The organism is Acinetobacter sp. CAU_H_56, from assembly GCF_058599425.1.
Map to the genome: position 1 here is coordinate 1,523,934 of NZ_CM178654.1, position 24,962 is coordinate 1,548,895.

Below are 24,962 nucleotides of genomic sequence, written 5' to 3' on the forward strand. Positions count from 1 at the left end.
ATAAATCTGCAGGAAATTCGAGCAAACATTATCAATTTCATAAAATGATTCTATAATAGCGCCCATTCTTACTCGAGCTAATCCTCAAACTAACTAGTTGAAGGTTTAACCCGGGTTATTTTTATTTTTGAGTCAAATTCTCCTCCGTGATTCGGCTTGTATATTCAGATTTAGCATCTTATCTGTCCGTGGCGGCACATAAGAATATTTAGGTATCCACATGGAAATTAAGGTCAATTATCTCGATAATCTTCGTCAAGAAGCCAAGTTCGATGACTTCACGGTAATCGCCGATCAGCCGATTCGCTATAAAGGTGATGGTTCTGCGCCAGGTCCATTTGATTATTTTCTGGCTTCATCTGCGCTGTGTGCAGCTTATTTTGTTAAAGTCTATTGTGCAGCGCGTGACATTCCGACCGACAATATCCGTCTGTCCCAAAACAATATCGTCGATCCTGAAAACCGTTACAAACAGATTTTTAAAATTCAGGTTGAGTTACCAGCTGATATCTCTGAAAAAGACCGTCAGGGGATTTTGCGTTCGATTGACCGCTGTACTGTTAAAAAAGTGATTCAGACCGGTCCCGAATTTGTCATAGAAGAAGTTGAAAGTATTGATGCCGATGCGCAGGCATTATTAATGCCTAATCTGGCTTCAGACAGCCTGACCTGTATTCCGGGTAAAGACCTGCCACTTGAAGAAACCATTGCCAATATGTCTGCGATTCTGGCAGGCCTCGGCATGAAGATTGAAATTGCGTCTTGGCGTAATATCGTACCGAATGTCTGGTCACTGCATATTCGTGATGCTCAGTCACCAATGTGCTTTACCAATGGTAAAGGTTCAACCAAAGAAAGTGCGCTGGCGTCTGCACTGGGTGAATTCATTGAACGTCTGAACTGTAACTTCTTCTATAACGATCAGTTCTGGGGTGAAGATATTGCCAATGCAGAATTTGTGCATTATCCGGATGAAAAATGGTTCCAGCCAGGTCCAAATGGTGAATTGCCAGAAGAAGTTTTAGACGAACATACCCGTGAAATTTATGATCCTGAAGATGAATTACTAGGCACTCATCTTTATGATACTAACTCAGGTAATAAAGCACGCGGTATCTGTTCATTGCCATTTGTACGTCAGTCTGATGGTGAAACTGTATATTTCCCATCGAATCTGATTGAAAACCTGTATCTCAGTAATGGTATGAGCGCGGGCAATACCTTGGCTGAAGCTCAAGTACAATGTCTGTCTGAAATTTTCGAACGTGCGGTTAAGCGTGAAATTCTGGAAGGTGAACTGGCACTGCCGGATGTACCTGAACACGTACTGGCAAAATATCCGAAAATTGTTGAAGGCATTAAAGGCTTAGAAGAGCAAGGCTTTCCAGTACTGGTCAAAGATGCTTCTTTAGGCGGTCAGTTCCCGGTGATGTGCGTGACCTTGATGAACCCGCGTACGGGTGGTGTCTTTGCCTCATTTGGTGCACATCCAAACTTTGAAGTGGCTTTAGAGCGCAGTCTGACTGAACTGTTACAAGGCCGTAGTTTTGAAGGCCTGAATGATCTGCCAAAACCCACCTTTAGCTCAAATGCAGTCACTGAACCGAATAACTTTGTTGAGCACTTTATTGACTCTAGTGGTGTGGTGTCTTGGCGTTTCTTCAGTGCAAAATCTGATTATGATTTTGTCGAGTGGGATTTCACCAATAATGGTCAAAACTCAAATGCCGATGAAGCGCAGGAATTGTTTACCATTCTGGAAGAGATGGGCCACGAAGTTTATATGGCGGTCTATCAGCATTTAGGTGCAACCGCTTGTCGTATTCTGGTGCCGGGTTATTCTGAAATTTATCTGGTTGAAGATCTAGTTTGGGACAATACCAACAAGGCGTTGTTATATCGTGAAGATATCCTGAACCTGCATCGTCTGGATGATGAACAGCTGGAAGCTCTGGTTGAACGTCTGGAAGAAGCAGATGAAGATGATTACACCGAGATTCGTACCCTGATCGGGATTGAATTTGACGAAAATACCGAATGGGGTCAGCTGACCATTCTGGAACTAAAACTGCTGATCTATCTGGCTCTACAGCAATTTGAAGAAGCTAAAGATCTGGTTGAGCAGTTCCTGCAATACAATACCAACACGGTTGAACGTGGCCTGTTCTATCAATGCATGAATGTAGTGCTTGAAGTCATTCTGGATGATGAAATGGAACTGGAAGACTATGAACATAACTTCCGCCGTATGTTTGGCGATGCCCGTATGGATGCAGTCCTCGGTTCAGTAGAAGGTACAGTACGTTTCTACGGTTTAGCTGAAACCAATATGCAGCTTGAAGGTCTGGATCGTCATCTACGTTTAATTGATAGCTATAAGAAACTGCATGCAGCGCGTGCCAAGTTTGTAGCACAATAAGCTGAGAAGATCATCAGCCAAATTTGTTGATCTTTAAATCTTATAAAAAATAGCTCATCTTAGAATGGGCTATTTTTTATATTGCTCTAACATCTTACGAGTAGTCTCAAAAAGAAAAAAATAAAGGGCGATCATTGCCGCCCATTTAAATCTTAAATAACAGCTTAAATATTATTTAAAGTCAGGGAAATATTATTGACCATATGAATCAGGCGAGGACCGATTTCATTTTCCAGTTTTTCCTGATTGAGTAAATAAGTTGGGGCACCACAGTTAAAGGTCAAAATACCATGTTTAGGATGAATCAATGGCACTGCAACAGAGTTCACATCTTTGGCCCAGTCACCCAGAGATAGGCAATAGCCATAATCCTGATAATCACGGATAGCACGTTCTAAATTACGCTTAATGGTTGGCCATTGATCTTCATTTCTTTTCTTGATCGCATCAAACAGATACTCACGTTCTTTAACTTCCATCGCAGCCAGACAGGCACGGCCCATCGCACTACTATGAATAGGCAAGGTAGAGCCAACTGGACGACGCATGGTTAAAGTAGACTCTGTGTGAACGACTTCCAGATAAATCATGCTCAGACGATCACGTGTTGCCATGGCGACAGGGGCTTGGGCATAACGTGACATTTCTTCCATAAATGGATATGCCTGGGTACGGGCAGAAATATTGCTGAGCGCCGCATAACCCAAAGCCAATACGCCAACATCCAATAGGTATTTGGTCGTATTAGGTAGCTGTTTTAGATAACCTAAAGAAACCAGCGTGCTGGTGATCCGGGCAACAGTCGGTTTTGGCAGATTAGTCAGCTGTGCAATTTCCTGGTTACCCAGTAATTGATTCGTTGCAGAAAAACATCTCAGGATTTCTAAACCACGTGCAATAGACGCGATAAATTGTGGGTTATTTTCTCTATGAATATGTGAAATCGGATCTAAACGGATCTCATCAAAATTAGGTATTTCGCCAGTTTTATTTTTTGTCATGGTCAGAGCAATTAAAGGTAAATTAATAAATATGATAGCAATTAAATTTCACGATACAAAATAAAACACTTCTATTAATGATAAAAATAAATAAAAAAGTGCTCACTTTATCTGTATTTAGGTCAATTAACGCTATTTAGCTAAAAACAATGCAGAATTTATAGGTTTTTGAGACCTGTAATGATTTTTAAGTATCTTTAGAAAATTTAAAGTTCGCCAGATAAAATTTTAGGAAAATGGACCCAATCAAAACGAGAATCATCAGCACGATTTAATTGAAACATTCTTATTTCGATGCGCTTTTATAGAAGGAATTATGATCTGATTCAAATCATCTAACTCTTTTCTAAATCTATTAACAATCTAAAAATTTCGCATTGTGAAATAAAATTCTAACTATAATTTTTAAGTAAAGCCAGAAAAATTTGCTTTTTTGCTTAAAAAATAAAATTTTTAATAATTTTTCTTGCTCAAAATGAATTTTTATGATTATTTATTTCGTATTACGAAACTAAAATTAAAGGGTAAAGGAATTTACCCAGATGAACTAAATAACATGGAGATTCCTATGATTCGCGATCCGGAAATGCTTGAGCAACTTCTTTCGACTATTCGTAACTTTGTCAAAAATGAACTAGTCCCTTTAGAACATGAAGTTGAAGAAAGTAACGCGATTCCTGAGCGTATTGTCGAGCAGATGAAAGAATTGGGTCTGTTTGGCTTAACCATTCCAGAGGAGTACGGCGGTTTAGGTATCACCATGGAAGAGGAAATTCTGGTCGCAATGGAATTAGGCCGTACATCGGCTGCATTCCGTTCTTTGATCGGGACCAATAACGGGATCGGTTCAAGCGGGATCGTGATTGATGGTACAGAAGAGCAAAAACAGAAATACCTGCCACGTTATGCGACTGGTGAAATCATTGGTTCATTCTGTTTAACTGAGCCGGATTCAGGTTCAGATGCAGCATCTTTAAAAACCAGCGCAGTCAAGGATGGCGATTACTATATTTTAAACGGTACCAAACGTTTTATTACTAATGCGCCGCGTGCAACGACATTTACGGTGATGGCGCGTACCAATCCTGATATCAAAGGTGCAAGCGGCATTTCTGCATTCCTGGTAGAGGCGAATACTCCGGGTCTAAGTCTGGGCAAAATTGACAAAAAAATGGGCCAACACGGTTCATACACTTGTGATGTGATTTTTGATAACTGTAAAGTTCATAAAGATCAGCTGATCGGTGGTGTTGAAGGCATTGGCTTCAAAACTGCAATGCGTGTCCTAGATAAAGGCCGTCTGCACATTGCTGGCTATAGTGTAGGTATGGCAGAGCGTATGCTGGAAGACGCTTTAAATTATGCAGTGGAACGTAAGCAGTTCGGTCAACCGATTGCCAATTTCCAGCTCATCCAAGGCATGCTGGCAGACTCTAAAGCTGAGATTTATGCAGCGAAATGTATGGTGCTAGATGCTGCTCGTCTGCGTGACGAAGGCAAGAATGTGACCACTGAATCTTCATGCGCGAAAATGTTTGCGACTGAAATGTGTGGCCGTGTAGCGGATCGCTGTCTGCAAATTCATGGTGGCGCAGGCTATATCAGTGAATATTCAATTGAACGTTTCTACCGTGATGTGCGTTTGTTCCGTCTGTATGAAGGTACAACCCAAATCCAGCAAATCATCATCGCACGTGAAATGATTAAACAAGCGACCGCTTAAGCAGCAGATTTTAGAATATTGGAAATATTAAAATGAGCACAAGAATTAGATTTGACTGGCAAGATCCATTTTTACTGGAACAGCAACTGACTGAAGAAGAACGCATGATCCGTGACAGCGCGCATGCGTACTGTCAGGATAAGCTGATGCCACGTGTACTAGAACAGTTCCGTCATGAAAAAACCGATCCAACGATTTTCCGTGAAATGGGTGAGTTAGGTTTACTTGGTCCAACCATTCCAGAACAGTACGGCGGTGCAGGTTTAAATTATGTTAGCTATGGTCTGATTGCCCGTGAAGTAGAACGTGTGGATTCCGGTTACCGTTCAATGGCCAGTGTACAAAGCTCGCTAGTGATGGTGCCAATCAATGAATTTGGTTCTGAAGCACAGAAACAGAAATATTTGCCAAAACTGGCGACCGGTGAATACATCGGTTGTTTCGGCCTGACTGAGCCTGATCATGGTTCTGATCCGGGCAGCATGATTACACGTGCCAAAAAAGTCGATGGTGGTTACCGTCTGACTGGCGCGAAAATGTGGATTACCAACAGTCCGATTGCGGATGTCTTTGTGGTTTGGGCAAAAGAAGTGTCTCCTGAAGGCAATGTCGGTGACATTCGTGGCTTTATTCTAGAAAAAGGCTGGGAAGGGCTTTCTGCACCAGCGATTCACGGTAAAGTTGGCTTACGTGCTTCGATCACCGGTGAAATCGTGATGGACAACGTTTTTGTTCCAGAAGAAAACGCGTTCCCGGAAATTCGTGGTCTAAAAGGTCCATTTACCTGTCTGAACAGTGCGCGTTATGGTATTGCCTGGGGTGCGATGGGTGCAGCTGAATTCTGTTGGCATACAGCGCATCAATACACCATGGATCGTAAACAGTTTGGTCGTCCATTGGCTGCGAATCAGCTGGTTCAGAAAAAACTGGCGGACATGCAAACTGAAATTGCGTTGGGTCTGCAAGTGGCTTTACGTTTTGGTCGTATGAAAGATGAAGGCATTGCATCAGTTGAAGGCACTTCACTGATCAAACGTAATAACTGTGGTAAAGCTTTAGACATTGCCCGTTTAGCGCGTGACATGATGGGTGGTAACGGGATCTCTGATGAATTTGGTGTAGCTCGTCATTTGGTGAACCTGGAAGTGGTCAATACTTACGAAGGTACACACGATGTACACGCCTTGATTCTAGGTCGTGCTCAAACAGGTATTGCTGCATTCTCCAACTAAATGCAGATCAACTTCTAGCCAGCATTGCTGGCTAGTTTGTTTTGGCTGACTCTAATTGAAGTCAGCCAATCCAGTTCTGGGATGGATTTTAAAAATCTAGTCAGATTCAGAATTAAAGATCAATTCAACATTCTATATTTCATTTAATTAATTAGGTGAAACATAAACTTCTAAAGGGCACAGGAGTGCCAGCAAAGTGTAAAGGACATTATGAATACGCTTAATTCACAACAAAACCTTCCACCAGAAGAAAATATGCCTAAGAAAAAGGTCTGGATTCTGGCTTTTATCTTTTCATTTTTAGCGTTATTGGTAGATGGTGCAGATCTTGCACTATTAGCCTACAGTCTAACCAGCCTTAAACAAGAATTTTCTTTAAGTAGTATTCAGGCAGGTGCACTCGGTAGCTGGACACTTGCTGGTATGGCCATTGGTGGCTTTTTGGGTGGCTGGGCTTGTGACCGCTTCGGACGAGTGCGGGTGATTGTTGTTGCGATCGCTTTATTCTCTTCATTAACCTTCTGGCTGGGCTTCACTCAAAGCTATGAAGAATTCAAATGGTTGCGATTCTTTTCAGCGATTGGCTTAGGTGCCCTCTATATTGCCTGTAATACGCTTATGGCAGAGTATGTACCAACAAAATATCGTTCTACAGTACTTGCTGCTTTAATGACAGGTTGGACATTAGGCTCAGTGGTTGCCACTGTACTTGCAGGATGGTTACTTCCAGAACTAGGCTGGCGCTACCTTTACTATATTGCCATTGTTCCGATTGTTCTTGCCATTGGCATGTTCTTCCTGGTACCAGAACCACAAGCTTGGTTAAAGGCACGTCAAGAAAGATTGGCAGCCAAAGCCAGTGGCGTAGTGCAGGAAAAACCGAAGAATACGTTTAAAATGATCTTTGCCGATGCTTTAAGCCGTCGCATGTTCATCCTCTGGTCGTTCAGTACCGCATTTTTACAGTTTGGTTATTACGGTGTAAGTAACTGGTTACCGGCTTATCTGGAATCAGATCTCGGTATTAAATTTAAAGAAATGACCACCTATATGATTGGGACCTTCCTGATCATGATGTGTACCAAAGTGATCGCGGGCATTATTGCGGATAAAATTGGTCGTCGCGCAGTATTTGCTTTCGGTACCATGGGCACCGCCATCTTTATTCCCATCATTGTCTTTGGCAACACACCGGACAATATCTTATGGCTAATGCTGTTTTTCGGATTCCTTTACGGTATTCCATATGGCATTAACGCGACTTATATGACTGAAAGTTTCTCTACCAAAGTCCGTGGTACAGCTACAGGTGGCGCTTATAACATTGGCCGTCTAGGCGCAGTATTGGCACCTTTAACCATCGGTTATTTTGCGCAAGGTGGCTCAATTGGTACAGGTCTACTTATCATGAGTGTGGCTTATTTTATTTGTGGTTTGATCCCAGCGATTTTCATTAAAAACCGTTTATTTGACCCACAAAAAGCTGACTAATTGATGAATCAAACATTTATAAAGACAGGAAGATGCTAGGAAGCAATTAAATGAATAAAATCACACAGGATATCGAAACCATACTCAAGCAGATTCCAGATGGTGCGCATATTATGACCAGTGGCTTCGGTCTGGCAGGACAGCCAATCGAACTGATTGAAGCCCTGATCGATATTGGTCCTAAAGATCTGACCATCATCAACAATAATGCAGCTTCTGGTGATCGTGGCCTAACCAACCTGTTATTGTCTGGACTGGTAAAGAAAATGATCTGTTCATTTCCTCGTGCCAATAACTCCAAGGTGTTTGAAGAGCTGTATAAAGCTGGAAAGGTTGAACTAGAGTTGGTACCACAAGGCAACTTGGCTTGCCGTATCCAGGCAGCGGGTGCAGGTCTGGGCGCTATTTTTACGCCTACAGGTTACGGCACCAAGATTGCTGAAGGCAAAGAAACCCGTCATATCAATGGTAAGGATTATGTGCTGGAATATCCAATTCATGCGGACTATGCCTTGGTTTATGGCAATCAGGCTGATCAATGGGGCAACTTGACCTACCGTAAAGCAGCGCGAAACTTTGGCCCGTTAATGGCAAAAGCAGCCAAAACCACGATTGCTCAAGTACATGAAATTGTAGAGCTAGGCGAGCTTGATCCAGAGATTATCGTAACACCAGGTATTTTTGTGCAGCATGTGGTGAAGGTAGGAGATATTAAATAATGACAATTCAAAAACGTACACGTGAACAAATTGTAGAAAAAGTTGCACAAGATATTCCAACCGGTTCTTATGTGAATTTAGGTATTGGTTTACCAACACGCGTTGCCGGTTATTTAAAACCTGAACAGGATATTATTCTGCATTCTGAAAATGGCGTTCTGGGTTTTACCGCTTTAACTGATCCTGAACAGGCTGATGATGATCTGATTAATGCTGGTAAAGAACTGGTCAGCATGCTCGATGGCGGCAGTTTTATGAACTCTGCGGATTCCTTCGATATTATGCGTGGCGGCCATTTAGATTTCTGTATTATGGGCGCCTTTCAGGTTGCCGTTAATGGTGATCTCGCTAACTGGCATACCGGTGCATTGGATGCAGTTCCAGCAGTGGGTGGTGCCATGGATCTGGCGGTTGGTGCTCGTTGTGTCTATGTTTGCATGGAACATGTCACTAAAAATGGCGAACCACGAATTGTAGAAGAGTTGACTTATCCAATTACCGGCAAAAACTGCGTTGACCGCATTTATACCGATTTGTGCATTATTGAACTCAAAAATAATCAGGCTTGGGTGCTAGAAATGGTGGATGGCTTGAGTTTCGAAGAACTTCAGCAACAGACCGGCTGCAAATTACTTGATGGCCGTGCAGCCGCACAGTTAAAAGCATCAGTATAATGACCTAAACCATTTAAATATCGTTAAAAATCGCAGCTTAGGCTGCGATTTTTTTATGTGTTGTATTTTTTGCGCTAAGTTATGCATTCTAAAAGTGGACATTTCTATTTTGGGCTTACACTTTAGTGTTATTCACCAATTAAAATGTCTATGCGATAAACCATTTAAAATGTCCTGTTTTTAACCACAAGAGTCAAGCACAGGATTTAACTTTCTTTGTTCAATATCGGCTTTCTGAGCTTTACGGCTCGGCATACTTTTCTTGGCACGGGAACGTTTATTCTGTTTCTCCAATTCTTCATGTTGTTGCTGGATATGCGCCAGGACTGAACCTAACCGTTTATTCTCAACAATCTCATTTTGCTGCAGCCCAGCCAATTTATTGAAGATGCTGTAGTTGAGCTTTCGTCCTTCATGCATGAGGGCCACAGTGCCATCCGGATACTCCAGAAATGAAATGTATTGCCCAGCAAGCTTATGATTCAGCTCTGTCGGTTCAAGCAGATAAATACATTTGTCATAGGTAATCGTCAGGTTCTTGGTGACCTTACGCGGTTCCTGCCAGGTAAAAATATCATCCAGTTCAAGATGAGATTCGGTTAATGGCCGATGCAGGTTCTTTGAGTTTCGCGCACATTTGGCGAACTTCTGATTGAACTGCTCAATAAAGCAGGGCAACCAGGCATTTGCTTCTGCAATCGAACAGATGCCTTCCAGGCGCATCTCCTTGATCAAACGGTCCTGAAGGGTTCTATTCGCTCGCTCTACGCGACCTTTGGCCTGGGGTGAATTGGCGAAGATAATATCAATGTTTAACTCATTCAGAATCCGCCCAAATTGCGTGATCTGGCTGTCTTGCCTGGATTTCTGGTTGACTCTAAATACCGAGTGTTTATCGCTATAAAAGGCCAAGGGCTTGCCGTATTGCTCAATGTAGGCTCGGGTTGAAAGCATATAGTCAAAGGTCGTTTCAGCCTCACAAAAGCGTAGATGCAACAGCTTGCCGGTAGCATCATCGATATAAACCAGCAAACAGCATTTGGTGGCTCTTCCTTCAAACCAGTCATGATATGAGCCATCAATCTGGATCAGCTCACCGAAGCAATCACGGTTATAGCGTGGCTGGTATGGGCGTTTTAGACGTTTGGATCGCGGAATCCAAAGGTCATTTGCAGTCATCCAGCGCCGAACCGTTTCTACCGGGATATTCAGGTCAAACATGCTGCTGAGCTTCTCATGCGCCAAGGTAGGTCCAAAGCCCAGCAGATGTTCAGAAATAATGGAAAGACATTGCGATTTTAATAAATCGTCATGGCGATGATGGCCCGGTTGACCACGACTGGCATGCGTCATGCCTGAAACACCATCTTGATTGAGCTTCTGCAATAACCGGGTAATTTGACGGGTGGAAAGATTCAGGATTTCAGCAGCACGGACTTGGGTAATACGATGATCTCGAACGTCTTGCAGAACTGTAAGACGTTGAATTTCTTTGTCAGACATAGTGATCAGCATCTATATTTTATATCCAGTCCATGGTGATAAAAACCATCATAAACCAGACATTTTTATTGGTGAGAATATAGACACTTTAAATGGGTTCTAACATTTAGAGTTCGTATAACAGCCATTATGTTAAATAAAGATGTTTTTTAATGATGTAAAAGTGATTTTTTTTCATAAAAAACCCCATACGAAATTTTTTCTTTACTTTTTACTAAGCTCTTTTTTCTTATAAATGTCACTAGAGATAAAGAACATGAAAAAAATTGTAGCTGAAGTCGTTATATATACTTTACCCCTAGGGATCGGCTTAATATTTAGTAAGGTAACAAAGATGGCATATCTAGAGATATGCGGTTGGTTTGGGTGGGAACAAAGTTACTTAGTAAGTTTTGTATTAACAGTAATTTATATTGGTTTTATGGGATACGCTTTTTCTCTTGCTATTGATGAACTAAAAAAGCCAGAACAGTTAAAGAAAATACAAAAGCCTTTCAATATGGTAATAGCTATTTTGGTTAGCCTTTTCATTTTTGGAGTACAAGCTTTTGTAGATATGCATACACATCCTCTTCAATAGAGTGAAAAATCTCAAAAGAAATAAGTTAACTTTTTCTAAAATTAATATAATACACCTTACATGAACCGATTTCGTAGTTGAGATTTTTGTTAAATAACCGAAATCTAGTTTAAGCCGAAGTTTCCATAATCCAGTGCTATAGAGCATAAGAACTAGGGTTGTAAGTTTTGTGTAGTAACTCAACTGATAGCTCTAGTCCTTTTTTCAAATCACTTTATTATCCACGATTAAGGTTCAATAAAATATAATTATTCTATTTTTTAAAATAAATTTTATTACAAAAGCAAATCAGTTTTTTAAATAAAACAATATTTTTTAAATGATATATTATAGTTAAACTACAAGATAGCAATGTCACTAAAAAATAAACAATAACTAACTCATCAATTGTTTTTAAATTAATGTAATTATTAACTAAAAATATAAAAGTGTAATACATAGAAGATATAAATATTAATTGATACACATATAAGTTTTTAATAGCAATTGAAATAGCTGTAGTGCCGATCGTTATGAAAGATGATAACATTAATAAAAATAAGGATATTTTATGATTGCTTATATATAGTAAAATCTCAAAATTAAAATCTAGAAAAGATATAATTTCAAACAATAAGTAAAAAATAAAAAGTAAAACAAAACAAACTTTCACATAGATAACTAAAACTGTATAAATTTCTTCTATAAATTCATATCCCTTTTTATTAATTTTAGGCTTTGTTGCACAAAGATTTGAAATGCAAAGCGCCCCTAATTGAGCCAAATTTAAGGCGTAATTTGGGTAAGTGGTCGACCTAATTCCGTAAATCGGTTGAGGACTGCTACACGTGCATGAATTTCATTCACCTGACTAGGAAAGCTTCTTGCCATTAATTTATCGCCTAATAATTTGATGCAATGCATCTTGGTTTCCACCAAACTGCGGCGATGATAGCCTGACCATTTTTTCCATAATGTCCTGCCTAAACGTTTAACTGTTCGAAGTAATTCATTTCGCTCTAGCGAGCTACTCTTTCTATCTTTCCATGGTTTCGCATTTTTTCTAGGTGGAATCACCGCATGTGCTTGCCGATCTGCAATGACCTGACGGCATTGCTTGGTGTCATAAGCTCCATCGGTATAAACAGAGTCAATCTGCTCATCTTGTGGAATCTGATTAAGTAAATCACCAAGCACCTGTGAATCACTGACATTATTGGTTGTGAGCTGAATAGCGCGTATTTGTAGGGTTTTGGCATCTATACCAATATGTAGTTTACGCCATTGGCGACGATATTCAGCTCCATGTTTCTTGCGTTTCCATTCGCCCTCACCTAGAAACTTCATGCCTGTAGAGTCTACAAGTAGATGCAGCCCCTCGCTACTTTTTTGGTAGCTGATTGCAATATCAATATGCTTTTGTCTTCTACAAAGCGTACTGTAATCTGGTGCGGTCCAATTTAATCCGCAAAGTTCAATCAGACTTTGCACAAAGCCAGTGACCATACGTAAAGATAGACGGAATAAGGATTTAATCATTAAGCAGCATTGGATAGCTGCGTCGGAGTAGGTTTGATTTCGCCCTTGTTTGCCTTTTGATGGAGCATACCATTGCGTAGCAGGATCAAACCAAATGGCAATATTTCCGCGACTCATGAGTACTCGGTTATATGCGGGCCAATTGGTTGTGCGGTAGATTTTATGTGTAGGCTTCTTCATTTGAAAATTATATCGCTGAAAAAGCCTTTACAGATAGGTTTGTGCAACAAAGCCTAAAATAAGTAATGATAAAAATTTGATAGCATTTTTTGCGGCATCTACCTATCCTGCGTTAGAAAATCTACACCGAATTCAGAATAAAACAGCTTTTCTGCCAATAAAAATGTTAATTACACGTTAAACCGTATCAAACATTATCAAAGCGTATCAAATATAAAAATATTACTCATAAAGCGTATCAAACGTTATCAAAGCGTATCAGTGAAGCAAGATTTAGTTACCGATCTATATATTGAATATGGACAAAAATTCAGTATTTAGAATAATACATGGGATTATGGCTAGAGCTTTAGAGAACAGTTAGAAAACACTACATTTAAACCTTCTATTTCAGCCATAGTAGTTCATTTCAGCTTTCCGTACTGGGGATCACTTAAAAATGAAAAAGTCTTTGCTAAACGCAAATAGAAGCAAATTATAGAGTGTTTATCTTATGCTAGAAAATATTAATTAAGCGAGTGTCTACGAGCGACATCACCAAAATTTGCGTTTAGGTTCTCTGAAAAACCGCTTTTTTAGGCTGTAGATCTTAAAAAACTTTAGATTAGTTGCAGAAATTTGCTACTAGATCGAGCGAAGCGAGCATAAAGCTTTATGAGCGAAGCGAATTCCAAATTGTTTTTACTTAAATTCACAATGAAAATAACCAAAAAATTGCCCCTCGAATCGAGCGAAAGCGAGATTCAATAGAGTTTGAGCGAAGCGAAAACCAAGGGCAATTTTGACTAGCCTAAGCTTTTAAATACTTTTAAATACTTTTAGACCTGCTGTAGGCCTTTATAAATAAGGGATTAAAAGCTTATATCACTACGTTTATCGACCCATATCACTACGTTTATCGACCATTTGACTACTTCGATGTTTCATGTAGTAATAAGAATAATGAAAGATTTAGTTGTCAAAGATAATGCTTTAATTAATGCAAGTTATAACCTTGATTTAGTTGAGCAAAGGTTAGTTCTATTAGCAATAATTGAAGCCAGACAAACAGGTAAAGGAATCAATGCTAATGATGCGTTGGTAATTCATGCATCAAGCTATAGTACCAATCTCTATAAAGTCTGTTTCTTCCATTACCCATCCTTAATATTTTCTAAAATTAACATAATACACCTTATACGAAACGTGAAAAATTTTTCTTTGAAAAACAATTGTTTATGTTGATGTGAAAAGCCCAATCCTCACCGATTGGGCTTTTTTGTGGATTTTTCATGTTCCACGCTTTATAAATAAGCAATGTTCCGCGGTTTTATGTAGTCTCATTTAACTTTAAACGGAAAAAAATGTCCCGATGAAATAAGAATAGATATCCAAGTAATTATGGTTTAGTAACATTCTCTATTTAAGTGAAAAAAGAATTCAATACTTGGCCTAAAAATGATGCTGGCAGGAGTGAGTTCTTTTTAAACTGGGGAGCAGTCCTAAATTTCACAGTAAAGAATTCAAAATAGAAATGCAGAGATAATGTGTCATGCACTTCGCACTCAACCTCATATTTTATGAGTGCGTAGTTTTTAGTTTAGATCGATTAGGATTGGGACTGGATATTGACCAGATTGCGTTCGCGGCTTAGGTCGTAGCGGTTAATACTAAAGATTAGCAGGGCAAAGACAAAGCCTAATGCAACGCAGGCTGACCAGCCATACATTTTCCATAGGTTGAGTGATAGAAACGCACCAATCCCGGCACCTGAAAAGTAACAGGTCATATAAATGGCATTAATACGGGAACGGGCCTGCACCGAGATACGGTAAACCAGATTTTGGTTTAAGACGTGCAGTGAAGAAATCCCAAAATAGGCAGGAATTAAACCAATGATATATACCCATAAATAGCTCTGCGCAAAAAATAGGGGAATCCAGGCCAGAATTAATCCTGTGGTAGCGAGTTGTGCGACCCATTTTTCTCGGTGCCGTCCAATCATTTTACCGGTCCATTGTGATGACCAGATGCCGACTATACCAACGATGCCCATCAAGCCAATCTGGAAATCATTAAAATGATAGGGTGCTTCCGCCAGCACAAAAGTCATGGTGGTAAAAATAATACTCAGCATACCAAAGCCCAAACCACCAATGATGCTGCGTCGAATCAGCATCGGTTCGGTTTTAGCAAAGGTAAATAGTGAGCGATAAATCTGCAAGATGCTCATCTGTAGCTGACTTTTCGCCTTAGGTAACTGATACCACATGGCAATGCTGAGCAAGAGAATAGAACAGCCACTCAATAAGTATACGGCGTGCCAAGACCATAAGGTAGAAATCAGTCCTGATACAGTTCGGGCAAACAGGATACCGACCAAAACACCACTCATCAGCAGACCGACCACTTCAGCACTTTTTTCTCTTTGAGATAGGTTGGCCGCAAAAGGAATTAGAATCTGGGTGGTAATCGAACAGAAAGAGGCGAGCAGAGTAAAACCATACAGCATATGCAGATTGGTACTGGCAGAAAGTCCGATTAGCGCCAGACCGGTACACAGCATCAAACTACAAATGTAGAGACGTTTTTCAAATAAATCGCCTAGAGGCACAAACAAAAATAACCCAGTGGCATAACCAATCTGAGTTAAAACGACAGTCCAGCCAGACTCGGCTACACTGATATGCAGATCTTCTGCAATAGAATAAATTAATGGCTGGTTAAAATAGTTACAACCCGCGCAAAGTGCGCAGGTCATAGCCATCATAAACATAAACTTTCTTGAAATTTGCCCTTGGGCTGACATCCTTGTCTCCTAAGGCTTTAGAAACTATAAGTCGCTGATAAGTTCACACGAGAAACATCCGCTTCTCGATTATCAAAAGTTTCACGCTTACCGTGGTGATATTCTGCGCCCAGATTAATCTTTGGAACTGGAGAATAAATCACGTTAGCCACATAGTCGGTTAAACGTTTATTGGTTTCAGGATTCGCGCGTGCATAGTCGCTGGAATCATCAAAATCAACAACGCTGGCATTAATGCTACTACGTAGTTTTGGCGTAAATTTATGCGTAAAGCCGATATTTAAGCTATTAAATTCATTGAGTAAAAGTTCATTATTGATTGGGTCGACTGAATAATCACCACCCCAGGCAGCACCATCAGTTGTTGAACCTTGAGTCAAGAAAGCTGCAATACGCTGGTCGCCGACCATATGGAAATAGTTACCCTGGATCGAGTTTTGATCATCGAGATGATAACGACCACCAAGACCTACACCCCAACCAACTTTTTCAATATCACCTGTATCTGTTTGCGCTTGCTTTTGATTGACAAAGCCTTGAGCTAATAAATGTAGCGGTCCTGATTGATGAACATATTTAGTGGTTAAAGCAGGCAAAGCAGAAGAACGATCACCACCGGCCATATACTCCAGACCTACATTCCAGGTATTTTCCGGATCAAGTTTGAAAGCATAGCTGACTTGAGGCGTACGTAGAACTGACCCACCCAGCAATAAACTGTAATCGACAGCTTCAGTGCTAATTTCTGGTGTAGACATCAATGACCAGGCCTGACCAAATGTCCAGTTATAGTATTTTAAGTGGGCATGACGAACTCGTAATCCACCATCACCTTTACCATTATTGGTCCAGAAGTCCGCTTCTAAACGAGCAGAAACATTTGGGTTTCCACCGAGGTCTTTTGCCAGGAAACCAATTCGGCTGGCAGCTGCAGTAAAATCTGAACGGGTAGAGTCAGGTTCAGTGAAAGGGACTTTATTGATCTGGTTAATGGTACGGCCACGAGCTTCAGTGGTACTTTTGAAATCGACTGCGCCATCAAAGCGAATCAATCCATAAACATCGACATTATCCACCATCGAACTTAAAGTTTTAGAATCTTGTGCTTTGGCTTCTTCCTGCTGATTCTTTAACGCAAGTTGCGCGGCTTTTTGCTGTTCCAGTTCGGCCTGGATTTGCTTTAACTGTGATTCTAAGAACTGCATCCGGTCTTCAGATGCTTCTGCTGAAAATGTCTGTGCTGAAGCAATGCCACATAGTGTCGCTAAAACTAATTTTTTCATTTCTTAATCCCTAAAGAAATTTTCTGATATCTAAAAAGGAAAATCTTTCCTTGTCGTTGCTCTTATTGCGCAATGCAGAGTTTTTGACTTTTAAATAGTGAATACGCGATCTGTTCAACCCGACACATCCTGTTCAGGTCAAAGCATATGGATTCGATATTAAAGTTATGAAATTTGGATTCAGGAGAGCTGTTTATTTACAGCTCTCCTGAGTTAAAACTTATTCAGCTTTTTGCGGATCGTATAAACGGTCTTTAATAAACAGGGCAGGAATCAAACCGCATAAGAAGTATGCTGCACCCATCACCAATAGACCTGTACCGATCGAACCATGCATCGCAAGATAACCAATGGTAATAGGAGCAAAGATTGCACCGATACGACCAATATTGAATGCACCGCCCACTGCTGTACCACGAACACCAGTTGGGAAACTTTCAGTTAAATAGGTTGCATTAATCGCATATGGAATACCGTACAGGAAGCCGAAGATCAGCATCAGTACGCCAATGTTATCGGCATTATGCATATACACCACGACAGGAATAAATAGCGCTGTTCCCATGGTGCCGAAAGCAAACACAATACGGCGACCAATTTTGTCAGCAACATAACCTGCAATGATTTTGGCAAACATCATGGTGACAAAAGTACCCACCATGTATAGCGCCATTTCTTTAAATTTAATGCCTAATTCAGCTTCAAGATAACTTGGTAACCAGTTACTTACACCGAAATAACCGAATAGCAGAAAACCAGAGCTGAAAGACCACAAGATGAACATCTTGCCATGGGTTTTGTCTTTAAGAATGGTGATGTACGGATTACCTTTTTTGGCATCATTATCCACGATTTGACCAGTTCTTTTCATTTCACGGACACGTTTCCATGATTCTGGCTCTGGCACCATAAAGTGCATCAGGATACCCAAAGCTAATGGAGCAATTGTGATCCAGTACAGCATACGCCAGCCGAATTCAGGAATGATCCAGCCCGAAATCATGGTAATCACCAATGAACCTAAAGTGAAACCAGTCATCAATGTTGCCAGTACAGTAGTACGGTATTTGGTTGGTACGTATTCTGACATCAAGGTATTACAGGCAATATATAAACAGCCTAAACCCAAGCAAGAAAGGGTACGTAGAATTGAGAATTCAGTATAAGACTGGGCAAAACCTGAATAAGCAGACAATATCGAGAAAGCAATAGTTGCTAATACGATGACACGTACGCGACCAAACTTGTCACAAGCCCATCCACCGACAAAGCCACCAATTCCCATACCCAAAAGAGAATAACTTCCCAAGGCGCCAGCCTGTACAGAAGTCAGTCCCCATTCCGCTTTCAGACTGGTCAAACTGAAAGCCAGAATACCAATGTCTGCACCGTCACATAGTAAAATCAAAAAAGCAAAGACAAAGGCCGTCATCCACAGACGTTTAGGTGCCTGTTTAACGGTGCCGTCAGAGGAGACTCCCGTTTTGGTTTCCTCAGCTACGATGGTATCGCTTGTCATTCTTATATCCTCTATAAATTAAAAGTAGCATTTCCTCTGCTACCGCTAAATCCATTTTCTTCCTCACGGAAAAGCATTTTCCTTATCTACGGTCTAAGCGTCTGTGCGCATTCGCTCTGTTAAGATCAGGTTGGATCTGATCTTTGCGTTTTATCCGGGATGAAAAATCACTGAACAACGTAGTATCCTTATGACGGAAATTAATTCTTTTATTTTGCATTGTGGTTAATATTTGCATAAATGAATAACCAAAATTCGAATTAAATAATTAATTCCGTATTGCGAAATCAATTAATCATAAAATAGCCAACTGAACAAGAGTTTTTACTCTAATTTTTATTAAAAAATAACTTTTTTGAGTTTTTGAGAGAAAAAATCTTGATTTATGGGTTTAGAAACCGTAGTTTTATATAAAATAAAATTTCGCTATACAAAATAAATGGAGATTTTTGATGGAACAGGTAGTTCAAGTAGAGCAAATCTCGACACATGTGGCGATGGTCAAGATCCATCGTCCAGAAGCTAAAAATGCCCTGAATACAGAAGTACGTCAGAAACTGGCTGCGGCTTTTCTGCAATTGAATGATGATGAAAATATCCGCGCCATTATTCTCACTGGTGGTGAAACTGACTTCGCAGCAGGTGCTGACCTTAAAGAACTGGCAAATGCTGAAACCATCCAGATGATGCAACGTCGTACTGAGCGTTACTGGCAAGCCATTGCACAGTGTTCAAAGCCGGTGATTGCAGCAGTAAACGGTTATGCATTGGGCGGCGGTTGTGAACTGGCGATGCATGCAGACATTATTATTGCCGGAAAAAGTGCCCAGTTTGGTCAGCCTGAAGTCAAAGTAGGGGTAATGCCGGGTGCTGGTGGTACACAGCGTTTATTCCGTGCCGTGGGTAAATTCCATGCGATGCGCATCATTATGACGGGTTGTCTGGTACCAGCGCCGGAAGCGTATCAGATTGGTCTGGTGTCTCAAGTAACGGAAGACAGCGAAACCCTGGCAACCGCAATCAAAATGGCAGAAGGTCTGGCAAAAATGCCACCAATCGCACTGGAACAAATTAAGGAAGTGGCTTTATTGGCTGAAGATGTGCCGCTTAATGCCGGACTTACCCTGGAACGTAAATCCTTCCAGATGCTGTTTTCTTCAGAAGATCAAAAAGAAGGTATGCAAGCCTTTATTGAAAAACGTAAACCAAATTATCAGGGACGATAAGCATGAGCATTCAAATTCAGAAAATCGGTATTATTGGCGTAGGTACCATGGGTGCGGGCATTGCCCAGATCGCAATTCAGTCTGGCCATGATGTCATATTGTTTGATGCCAAAGCGGGTGCTGCTGAACAGGCACAGGAAAAGCTGGCTAAAACATTAAATACCCTGGCTGATAAAGGTAAATTCAGCCATGAAAAAGCTGCTGAAGATCTTGCTCATTTATCCATTGCCCAGCAGATCGAAGACCTGAAAGATTGCGATTTAATTGTTGAAGCGATTATTGAAAATCTGGAAATCAAACAAAAGCTGATGCAGCAACTGGAAGGTATCGTAAAACCGGAAGCAATTCTGGCATCCAATACATCTTCACTGTCTATCAGTGCGATTGCCGCCAATTGCAGCCAACCGGAACGTGTTGCTGGTTATCATTTCTTTAACCCGGTTCCACTGATGAAAGTGGTTGAGGTCATTGAAGGCTTTAATACCCGTGCCGATATTGTTGATGCACTTACTCAGCTATCCACGAAAATGGGACATCGCCCAGTAAAAGCCAAAGATACCCCAGGGTTTATTATCAACCATGCTGGCCGTGCTTTTGGTAGTGAAGCCTATGCGATTCTGAATGAAAATGTCACTCCATTTTATGACATTGACCGCATCTATCGTGACGGCATCGGTTTCAAGATGGGACCATTCGAGTTAGGCGATCTGACCGGGATGGATGTATCTCATCCGGTAAGTGAATCGATTTATCACCAATATTATGAAGAAACACGTTACCGCCCAAGCGTGATTACCCGCCAGCGTTTTATTGCTAAACAGCTAGGCCGTAAAACTGGTAAAGGTTTTTACGATTATACCTCGGGGAGCAAAGTAGGTGATGTGGCTCCAACCTTGGTTGAAAAGCTGGATCAATATCCATCGGTTTGGCTGGGTACAGAATATAGCGAAGACCGTCAAGCGCTTGAGCAATATCTACAGCAGTTCAACATCCAGATCGAGCAGACTGACGCACCTTCAGCAGATGCTTTAATTTTAATTGCGACTTATGGTGAAGATGCCACTTCAGCAGCAGTCCGTTATCAAGTGTCTCCGCAGCAAGTAGTCTGTATCGATCTGCTTTATGGCCTGAATAAACACCGTACTTTAATGCCAACGTTTGTGACCAAAGCTGAACTGGTAAATGCAGCACAATCGATTTTCAATCTGGATGGTGTGACTGCGAGCACAATTCAGGAAAGCGTCGGCTTTGTGGCGCAACGTGCTTTAGCAATGATTGTGAATCTTGGCTGTGATATTGCCCAGCAAGGTGTTGCCACTGTAGAAGATATCAACGTTGCCGTGAAGTTAGGCCTTGGTTATCCATACGGCCCAATTGAATGGGGCGATGTATTAGGCGCTGAAAAAATTCTGAAAATTCTAGACCGTATGACGGCGATTACCCGTGACCAGCGTTACCGTCCAAGTCCTTGGTTACGCCGCCGCGTTCAACTCGGTTTACCTCTTGTTCATACTACACATTAATTAAAAAGTTAAAGGAATAACACTCATGTTAAATGCTTATATTTATGATGGTTTACGTTCTCCAATCGGTCGCCATGCAGGAAGCCTGGCCACTGTGCGTCCAGATGATCTGGCAGCAACAGTCATTAAAAATCTGCTAGAAAAAACCGGTATTCCAGCAGCTGACGTAGAAGATGTGATCTTTGGTAGCACGAACCAAGCCGGTGAAGACAGCCGTAATGTGGCTCGATTTGCAGCATTGCTTGCTGGTATGCCAGTGACCGTTCCAGGTCAAACAGTTAACCGTCTATGTGCGTCGGGCCTGGGTGCTGTGATCGATTCAGCACGTGCCATTACCGCAGGTGAAGGCGAACTGTATATTGCAGGTGGTGTAGAGAGCATGACACGTGCACCGTTTGTAATGGCTAAAGCTGAAAGCGCGTATTCACGTGATGCCAAAATCTATGACACCACGATTGGTACACGTTTCCCGAACCGTAAATTCACCGATCAGTTTGGCGCGCACAGCATGCCGGAAACAGGTGATAACGTCGCTGAAGAGTTTGGCATTACGCGTGAACAGGCAGATACTTTTGCTGCTGCATCACAAGCGAAATATCAAGCTGCAAAAGAAGCAGGTTTCTTTGAAGGTGAAATTACCCCGATTGAAGTTTCACAAGGGCGTAAATTGCCGCCTAAATTAGTGACTGAAGATGAACATCCACGTCCATCTTCAACATTTGAAGCATTATCCAAGCTAAAACCGCTTTTCGAAGGTGGTGTAGTGACTGCGGGTAACGCATCAGGTATCAATGACGGCGCTGCAGCACTGATTATCGGCAGTGAAAAAGTTCAGGAACAGTATGGCTTAAAACCTTTAGCACGTATCCTGTCTTCTGCAGCCGCTGGCATTGAGCCACGCATCATGGGCGCGGGTCCAATCGAAGCAATCAAAAAAGCCGTAAAACGTGCAGGTTTGACGCTAGATGATATGGACATTATCGAGATCAATGAAGCATTTGCCAGCCAGGTATTATCTTGCTTGAAAGGCCTGGATGTTGCATTTGATGATCCGCGTGTGAATCCAAATGGTGGTGGTATTGCGATTGGCCATCCATTGGGCTGTTCAGGTGCTCGTTTGGCTTTAACTGTTGCGCGTCAATTACAGCGTACGGGTAAAAAATATGCCGTGATCAGCTTATGTATCGGTCTGGGTCAAGGTCTTGCGATGGTGATTGAAAACCCTGAAGCTGCATAACCACTTTAGTCATCGTATTAATGCCATGTATAGCTGATATACATGGCATTTTTTATTGGACTATTTATATAGAAATAAAAATCCCTGCATATCGCAGGGATTAATTAAATCAGCGTAAGGATTATTTGCGGCCAGTGACCAATAAAGTTGCTGAACCAAAGGCATAAATTTTACCGTCTTTGTCGATAATTCGTCCTTCTGAAGTCAGTACATTGCGCCCAATCCGGATCACTTCACCAATCGCAGTATAAGTTTCACCATTTTTCATGGCTTTGAGCATTTTGACATTCAGGTCAATAGTAGAAAAACTGACACCAGCATCAACTGTGGTATGAACCGCTGCACCTGTTACGCTGTCCAGAACAGTAGCGCAAAATCCACCATGAATGCCACCTTGTAGGTTGAAATGACGTTCATCTGGATAAACTTCATATTCCACGTAGTTTTCACGGACGACACTGAGTTTCATGGGAATCAGTTGTCCCATCGCTGAACCAGGCAATTCGCCATTTTTAATTGCAGTTAGATATTCAAGTCCATTCATTTGAGCTGTAGTCATATAACTTCCCTTTAATAAAATATTTCGCTTTATGAAATAATATTCTGTTTTTCTAAAATTATGATATAACAGATAGTGATCGAAATGCTATATTTTTCCAGGATGGAATGATGACAATAAAAAATCTCGTCACAGATGCTGAATGGCAGGCACGCTGTGAACTCGCAGCGCTTTATCGCATTATTGCGCATTATCGGATGACTGACCTGATTGATACCCACATCAGTTTAAGAGTCCCAGATCAACCAGACTGTTTTCTGATTAACCAATATGGTGTCGCATTTGAAAAAATGCGTGCCTCGACGCTGGTGAAGATTAATCATGAAGGGCAGGTGGTAGAAAGCTATGAACAAGACAAGCCAGTAAATATGGCTGGTTTCGTGATTCACTCTGCGATTCATGAAGCGCATCCTCATCTGAACTGTGTCATTCATACGCATACCGCGGATGGAATTGCTGTTTCTGCTCAGAAACACGGGCTTCTCCCAATTTCCCAGCACGCCATGAAATTTTATCAGCATGTGGCCTATCACGAATATGAAGGCGTTGCGCTTTCAACTGATGAACAAGAACGCTTAATTCAGGACTTAGGCAGTCATCGTGCCATGATTTTACGTAATCATGGCCTATTAACGGCTGGAGAGACTATTGCACGGGCTTTTCATGAAATCTATTTCCTAGAACGCGCCTGTCAGGCACAGGTCAAGGCCTTAAGTGGCGGTGCTGAATTGCATTATCCAGCAGAAGAAGTCCGAATTAAAACAGCGAAGCAGTTCGCCAGTCCTCTCATTGAACCGATATTACAGCGTGCCTGGCAGGCCGCTTTGTCCCTGATTGAGCATCAATATACGGAGTATGCATCATGATTGTTATTTCCAGTTCTGTACCAAATATTGAAGCCATTCTGGTCAAGTCTTTTCAAAAATATGCGCCTGCTGGCAGTTTCTGTACAGTGGACAGTCCTGAAGCTAAGCAGGCAACCACAGTTGCTGCCTGGTTTCCAGATCTGGAAAAAGTGCAGCAGCTACCAAAGCTTGGCCTGATTCATTCGATTGCTGCTGGGGTAGAACATTTAAACTTAAATGCTGTACGCCCCGATCAAGCCGTTTGCCGGGTGCTGGATCCGCATCATCAAAAGGGCATGTTTGATTATCTGCTTTGGGGTGTACTGTATTTTCAACGTTATTTTGACCGCATGATCCAGCAGCAAAATCAGCAGCTCTGGAAGCAGTATCGCCAGAGCTATAGCCATCATATCCAGATCGGGATTATGGGACTGGGGCATATGGGCGGATATGTAGCTGAACGTTTTGCCGACATGGGCTATCAAGTCTCTGGTTGGTCGAATTCCCCAAAAGACATTAATCAAGTTAAAAGTTATGTGGGCCAAGAACAGCTTTCCGACTTCCTGGCTCAAACTCAGATTCTAATTAACCTGCTACCCCTTACCGAAGAAAACGCCGGGATTCTTTCTTCTGAATTATTTCAGCAACTGCCTGAACAGGCAGCTTTGATTCATGTCGGGCGTGGCCAGCATTTAATCGAGCAGGATTTATTGGATGCACTGGATTCTGGCCATCTACGTGGTGCGATTGTTGATGTCTTTGAGCAGGAGCCATTACCTGCGGATCATCAGTTTTGGCAGCACGAAAAAATTGTGGTGACACCACATGTGGCCTCACATGCCCCAATGTCTGTGGTGGTAGAGCAGATACTGGAAAATGACCGTCGTTTAAATCAGGGTCTGGATTTGTGTCATCAAGTGGATGTCAATAAAGGCTATTAAT

The 24,962-nt window shown here is 41.5% G+C and carries 19 protein-coding genes and 1 pseudogene; 13 read left to right on the forward strand and 7 right to left on the reverse strand.

Features of this window, described 5'->3' with window-relative positions:
* Positions 1-220 precede the first annotated feature (220 nt).
* Positions 221-2,419: an OsmC domain/YcaO domain-containing protein gene (locus AC4MCC_RS07405; RefSeq protein WP_491885045.1), complete on the forward strand. Its 2,199-nt coding sequence runs from the start codon at positions 221-223 to the stop codon at positions 2,417-2,419.
* Between the two features lie 164 nt (positions 2,420-2,583).
* On the opposite strand, the gene AC4MCC_RS07410 is transcribed toward AC4MCC_RS07405, so the two are convergent.
* On the reverse strand, positions 2,584-3,420 hold the full coding sequence (locus tag AC4MCC_RS07410) for an IclR family transcriptional regulator (RefSeq protein WP_004785687.1): 837 nt from the start codon (positions 3,418-3,420) through the stop codon (positions 2,584-2,586).
* Between the two features lie 568 nt (positions 3,421-3,988).
* Here AC4MCC_RS07410 and AC4MCC_RS07415 point away from each other — a divergent pair.
* The 5 genes from AC4MCC_RS07415 to AC4MCC_RS07435 all read left to right on the forward strand — a co-directional run bounded on the left by AC4MCC_RS07415 (position 3,989) and on the right by AC4MCC_RS07435 (position 9,259).
* Positions 3,989-5,143 carry an acyl-CoA dehydrogenase family protein gene (locus AC4MCC_RS07415; RefSeq protein WP_034171043.1) on the forward strand — a complete coding sequence of 385 codons (1,155 nt, stop codon included), beginning with the start codon at positions 3,989-3,991 and terminating at the stop codon, positions 5,141-5,143.
* Positions 5,144-5,175: 32 nt separating this feature from the next.
* On the forward strand, positions 5,176-6,375 hold the full coding sequence (locus AC4MCC_RS07420; RefSeq protein ID WP_419364335.1) for an acyl-CoA dehydrogenase: 1,200 nt from the start codon (positions 5,176-5,178) through the stop codon (positions 6,373-6,375).
* 210 nt (positions 6,376-6,585) lie between these two features.
* On the forward strand, positions 6,586-7,866 hold the full coding sequence (locus tag AC4MCC_RS07425; RefSeq protein WP_491885046.1) for an MFS transporter: 1,281 nt from the start codon (positions 6,586-6,588) through the stop codon (positions 7,864-7,866).
* A gap of 50 nt (positions 7,867-7,916) precedes the next feature.
* Positions 7,917-8,585, forward strand: coding sequence for a 3-oxoacid CoA-transferase subunit A (locus AC4MCC_RS07430; RefSeq protein WP_005235708.1), 669 nt, complete (start codon positions 7,917-7,919; stop codon positions 8,583-8,585).
* The gene (locus tag AC4MCC_RS07435; protein WP_491885047.1) at positions 8,585-9,259 is read left to right on the forward strand and encodes a 3-oxoacid CoA-transferase subunit B; all 675 of its coding nucleotides are present in this window, start codon (positions 8,585-8,587) and stop codon (positions 9,257-9,259) included. The genes AC4MCC_RS07430 and AC4MCC_RS07435 overlap by 1 nt, the downstream gene beginning before the upstream one ends.
* Before the next feature lie 180 nt (positions 9,260-9,439).
* Here AC4MCC_RS07435 and AC4MCC_RS07440 read toward each other — a convergent pair whose 3' ends face one another.
* Positions 9,440-10,774: an ISNCY family transposase gene (locus AC4MCC_RS07440; RefSeq protein WP_491885048.1), complete on the reverse strand. Its 1,335-nt coding sequence runs from the start codon at positions 10,772-10,774 to the stop codon at positions 9,440-9,442.
* 244 nt (positions 10,775-11,018) lie between these two features.
* Here AC4MCC_RS07440 and AC4MCC_RS07445 point away from each other — a divergent pair, with 244 nt between their 5' ends.
* Complete coding sequence (locus AC4MCC_RS07445; protein ID WP_491885049.1) at positions 11,019-11,342, forward strand: hypothetical protein; 324 nt, start codon at positions 11,019-11,021, stop codon at positions 11,340-11,342.
* Positions 11,343-12,107: 765 nt separating this feature from the next.
* Here AC4MCC_RS07445 and AC4MCC_RS07450 read toward each other — a convergent pair.
* On the reverse strand, positions 12,108-13,040 hold the full coding sequence (locus tag AC4MCC_RS07450; protein WP_419365521.1) for an IS5-like element IS17 family transposase: 933 nt from the start codon (positions 13,038-13,040) through the stop codon (positions 12,108-12,110).
* Between the two features lie 942 nt (positions 13,041-13,982).
* Between AC4MCC_RS07450 and AC4MCC_RS07455 the strand changes: the two are divergent.
* A pseudogene (locus tag AC4MCC_RS07455) lies at positions 13,983-14,141 on the forward strand (RepB family plasmid replication initiator protein); the annotation flags it as partial.
* 487 nt (positions 14,142-14,628) lie between these two features.
* Here AC4MCC_RS07455 and AC4MCC_RS07460 read toward each other — a convergent pair.
* From AC4MCC_RS07460 to AC4MCC_RS07470, 3 genes are all read right to left on the reverse strand, one after another.
* Positions 14,629-15,828 carry an MFS transporter gene (locus AC4MCC_RS07460; RefSeq protein WP_159123598.1) on the reverse strand — a complete coding sequence of 400 codons (1,200 nt, stop codon included), beginning with the start codon at positions 15,826-15,828 and terminating at the stop codon, positions 14,629-14,631.
* A gap of 17 nt (positions 15,829-15,845) precedes the next feature.
* On the reverse strand, positions 15,846-17,111 hold the full coding sequence (locus AC4MCC_RS07465; RefSeq protein WP_491885050.1) for a DcaP family trimeric outer membrane transporter: 1,266 nt from the start codon (positions 17,109-17,111) through the stop codon (positions 15,846-15,848).
* A 220-nt stretch (positions 17,112-17,331) separates the two neighbouring features.
* Positions 17,332-18,630, reverse strand: a complete 1,299-nt coding sequence (locus tag AC4MCC_RS07470; protein WP_491885051.1) for an MFS transporter — start codon at positions 18,628-18,630, stop codon at positions 17,332-17,334.
* Positions 18,631-19,082: 452 nt separating this feature from the next.
* Here AC4MCC_RS07470 and AC4MCC_RS07475 point away from each other — a divergent pair, with 452 nt between their 5' ends.
* Genes AC4MCC_RS07475 through AC4MCC_RS07485 form a run of 3 tightly spaced genes read left to right on the forward strand, consistent with a single transcriptional unit; the run spans position 19,083 to position 22,616 of the window.
* Positions 19,083-19,856 (forward strand): enoyl-CoA hydratase, encoded by a 774-nt coding sequence (locus tag AC4MCC_RS07475; protein WP_491885052.1) that lies wholly within the window; start codon positions 19,083-19,085, stop codon positions 19,854-19,856.
* Positions 19,857-19,858: 2 nt separating this feature from the next.
* The gene (locus tag AC4MCC_RS07480) at positions 19,859-21,379 is read left to right on the forward strand and encodes a 3-hydroxyacyl-CoA dehydrogenase (RefSeq protein ID WP_491885053.1); all 1,521 of its coding nucleotides are present in this window, start codon (positions 19,859-19,861) and stop codon (positions 21,377-21,379) included.
* Positions 21,380-21,404: 25 nt separating this feature from the next.
* Positions 21,405-22,616: a 3-oxoadipyl-CoA thiolase gene (locus AC4MCC_RS07485; RefSeq protein WP_104473213.1), complete on the forward strand. Its 1,212-nt coding sequence runs from the start codon at positions 21,405-21,407 to the stop codon at positions 22,614-22,616.
* A gap of 121 nt (positions 22,617-22,737) precedes the next feature.
* On the opposite strand, the gene AC4MCC_RS07490 is transcribed toward AC4MCC_RS07485, so the two are convergent.
* Positions 22,738-23,175 carry a PaaI family thioesterase gene (locus AC4MCC_RS07490; RefSeq protein WP_180130536.1) on the reverse strand — a complete coding sequence of 146 codons (438 nt, stop codon included), beginning with the start codon at positions 23,173-23,175 and terminating at the stop codon, positions 22,738-22,740.
* Positions 23,176-23,285: 110 nt separating this feature from the next.
* On the opposite strand from AC4MCC_RS07490, the gene AC4MCC_RS07495 reads away from it, so the two are divergent.
* Complete coding sequence (locus tag AC4MCC_RS07495) at positions 23,286-24,041, forward strand: class II aldolase/adducin family protein (protein WP_491885054.1); 756 nt, start codon at positions 23,286-23,288, stop codon at positions 24,039-24,041.
* The gene (locus AC4MCC_RS07500; protein WP_491885055.1) at positions 24,038-24,961 is read left to right on the forward strand and encodes a 2-hydroxyacid dehydrogenase; all 924 of its coding nucleotides are present in this window, start codon (positions 24,038-24,040) and stop codon (positions 24,959-24,961) included. The genes AC4MCC_RS07495 and AC4MCC_RS07500 overlap by 4 nt, the downstream gene beginning before the upstream one ends.
* The last annotated feature ends 1 nt before the right edge of the window (position 24,962 follow it).

Bases quoted from the DNA above. Each gene is read 5' to 3' on its own strand.
- AC4MCC_RS07405 (WP_491885045.1), top strand. From the start codon at position 221: ATGGAAATTAAGGTCAATTATCTCGATAATCTTCGTCAAGAAGCCAAG.
- AC4MCC_RS07410 (WP_004785687.1), bottom strand. From the start codon at position 3,420: ATGACAAAAAATAAAACTGGCGAAATACCTAATTTTGATGAGATCCGT.
- AC4MCC_RS07415 (WP_034171043.1), top strand. From the start codon at position 3,989: ATGATTCGCGATCCGGAAATGCTTGAGCAACTTCTTTCGACTATTCGT.
- AC4MCC_RS07420 (WP_419364335.1), top strand. From the start codon at position 5,176: ATGAGCACAAGAATTAGATTTGACTGGCAAGATCCATTTTTACTGGAA.
- AC4MCC_RS07425 (WP_491885046.1), top strand. From the start codon at position 6,586: ATGAATACGCTTAATTCACAACAAAACCTTCCACCAGAAGAAAATATG.
- AC4MCC_RS07430 (WP_005235708.1), top strand. From the start codon at position 7,917: ATGAATAAAATCACACAGGATATCGAAACCATACTCAAGCAGATTCCA.
- AC4MCC_RS07435 (WP_491885047.1), top strand. From the start codon at position 8,585: ATGACAATTCAAAAACGTACACGTGAACAAATTGTAGAAAAAGTTGCA.
- AC4MCC_RS07440 (WP_491885048.1), bottom strand. From the start codon at position 10,774: ATGCTGATCACTATGTCTGACAAAGAAATTCAACGTCTTACAGTTCTG.
- AC4MCC_RS07445 (WP_491885049.1), top strand. From the start codon at position 11,019: ATGAAAAAAATTGTAGCTGAAGTCGTTATATATACTTTACCCCTAGGG.
- AC4MCC_RS07450 (WP_419365521.1), bottom strand. From the start codon at position 13,040: ATGAAGAAGCCTACACATAAAATCTACCGCACAACCAATTGGCCCGCA.
- AC4MCC_RS07460 (WP_159123598.1), bottom strand. From the start codon at position 15,828: ATGTCAGCCCAAGGGCAAATTTCAAGAAAGTTTATGTTTATGATGGCT.
- AC4MCC_RS07465 (WP_491885050.1), bottom strand. From the start codon at position 17,111: ATGAAAAAATTAGTTTTAGCGACACTATGTGGCATTGCTTCAGCACAG.
- AC4MCC_RS07470 (WP_491885051.1), bottom strand. From the start codon at position 18,630: ATGACAAGCGATACCATCGTAGCTGAGGAAACCAAAACGGGAGTCTCC.
- AC4MCC_RS07475 (WP_491885052.1), top strand. From the start codon at position 19,083: ATGGAACAGGTAGTTCAAGTAGAGCAAATCTCGACACATGTGGCGATG.
- AC4MCC_RS07480 (WP_491885053.1), top strand. From the start codon at position 19,859: ATGAGCATTCAAATTCAGAAAATCGGTATTATTGGCGTAGGTACCATG.
- AC4MCC_RS07485 (WP_104473213.1), top strand. From the start codon at position 21,405: ATGTTAAATGCTTATATTTATGATGGTTTACGTTCTCCAATCGGTCGC.
- AC4MCC_RS07490 (WP_180130536.1), bottom strand. From the start codon at position 23,175: ATGACTACAGCTCAAATGAATGGACTTGAATATCTAACTGCAATTAAA.
- AC4MCC_RS07495 (WP_491885054.1), top strand. From the start codon at position 23,286: ATGACAATAAAAAATCTCGTCACAGATGCTGAATGGCAGGCACGCTGT.
- AC4MCC_RS07500 (WP_491885055.1), top strand. From the start codon at position 24,038: ATGATTGTTATTTCCAGTTCTGTACCAAATATTGAAGCCATTCTGGTC.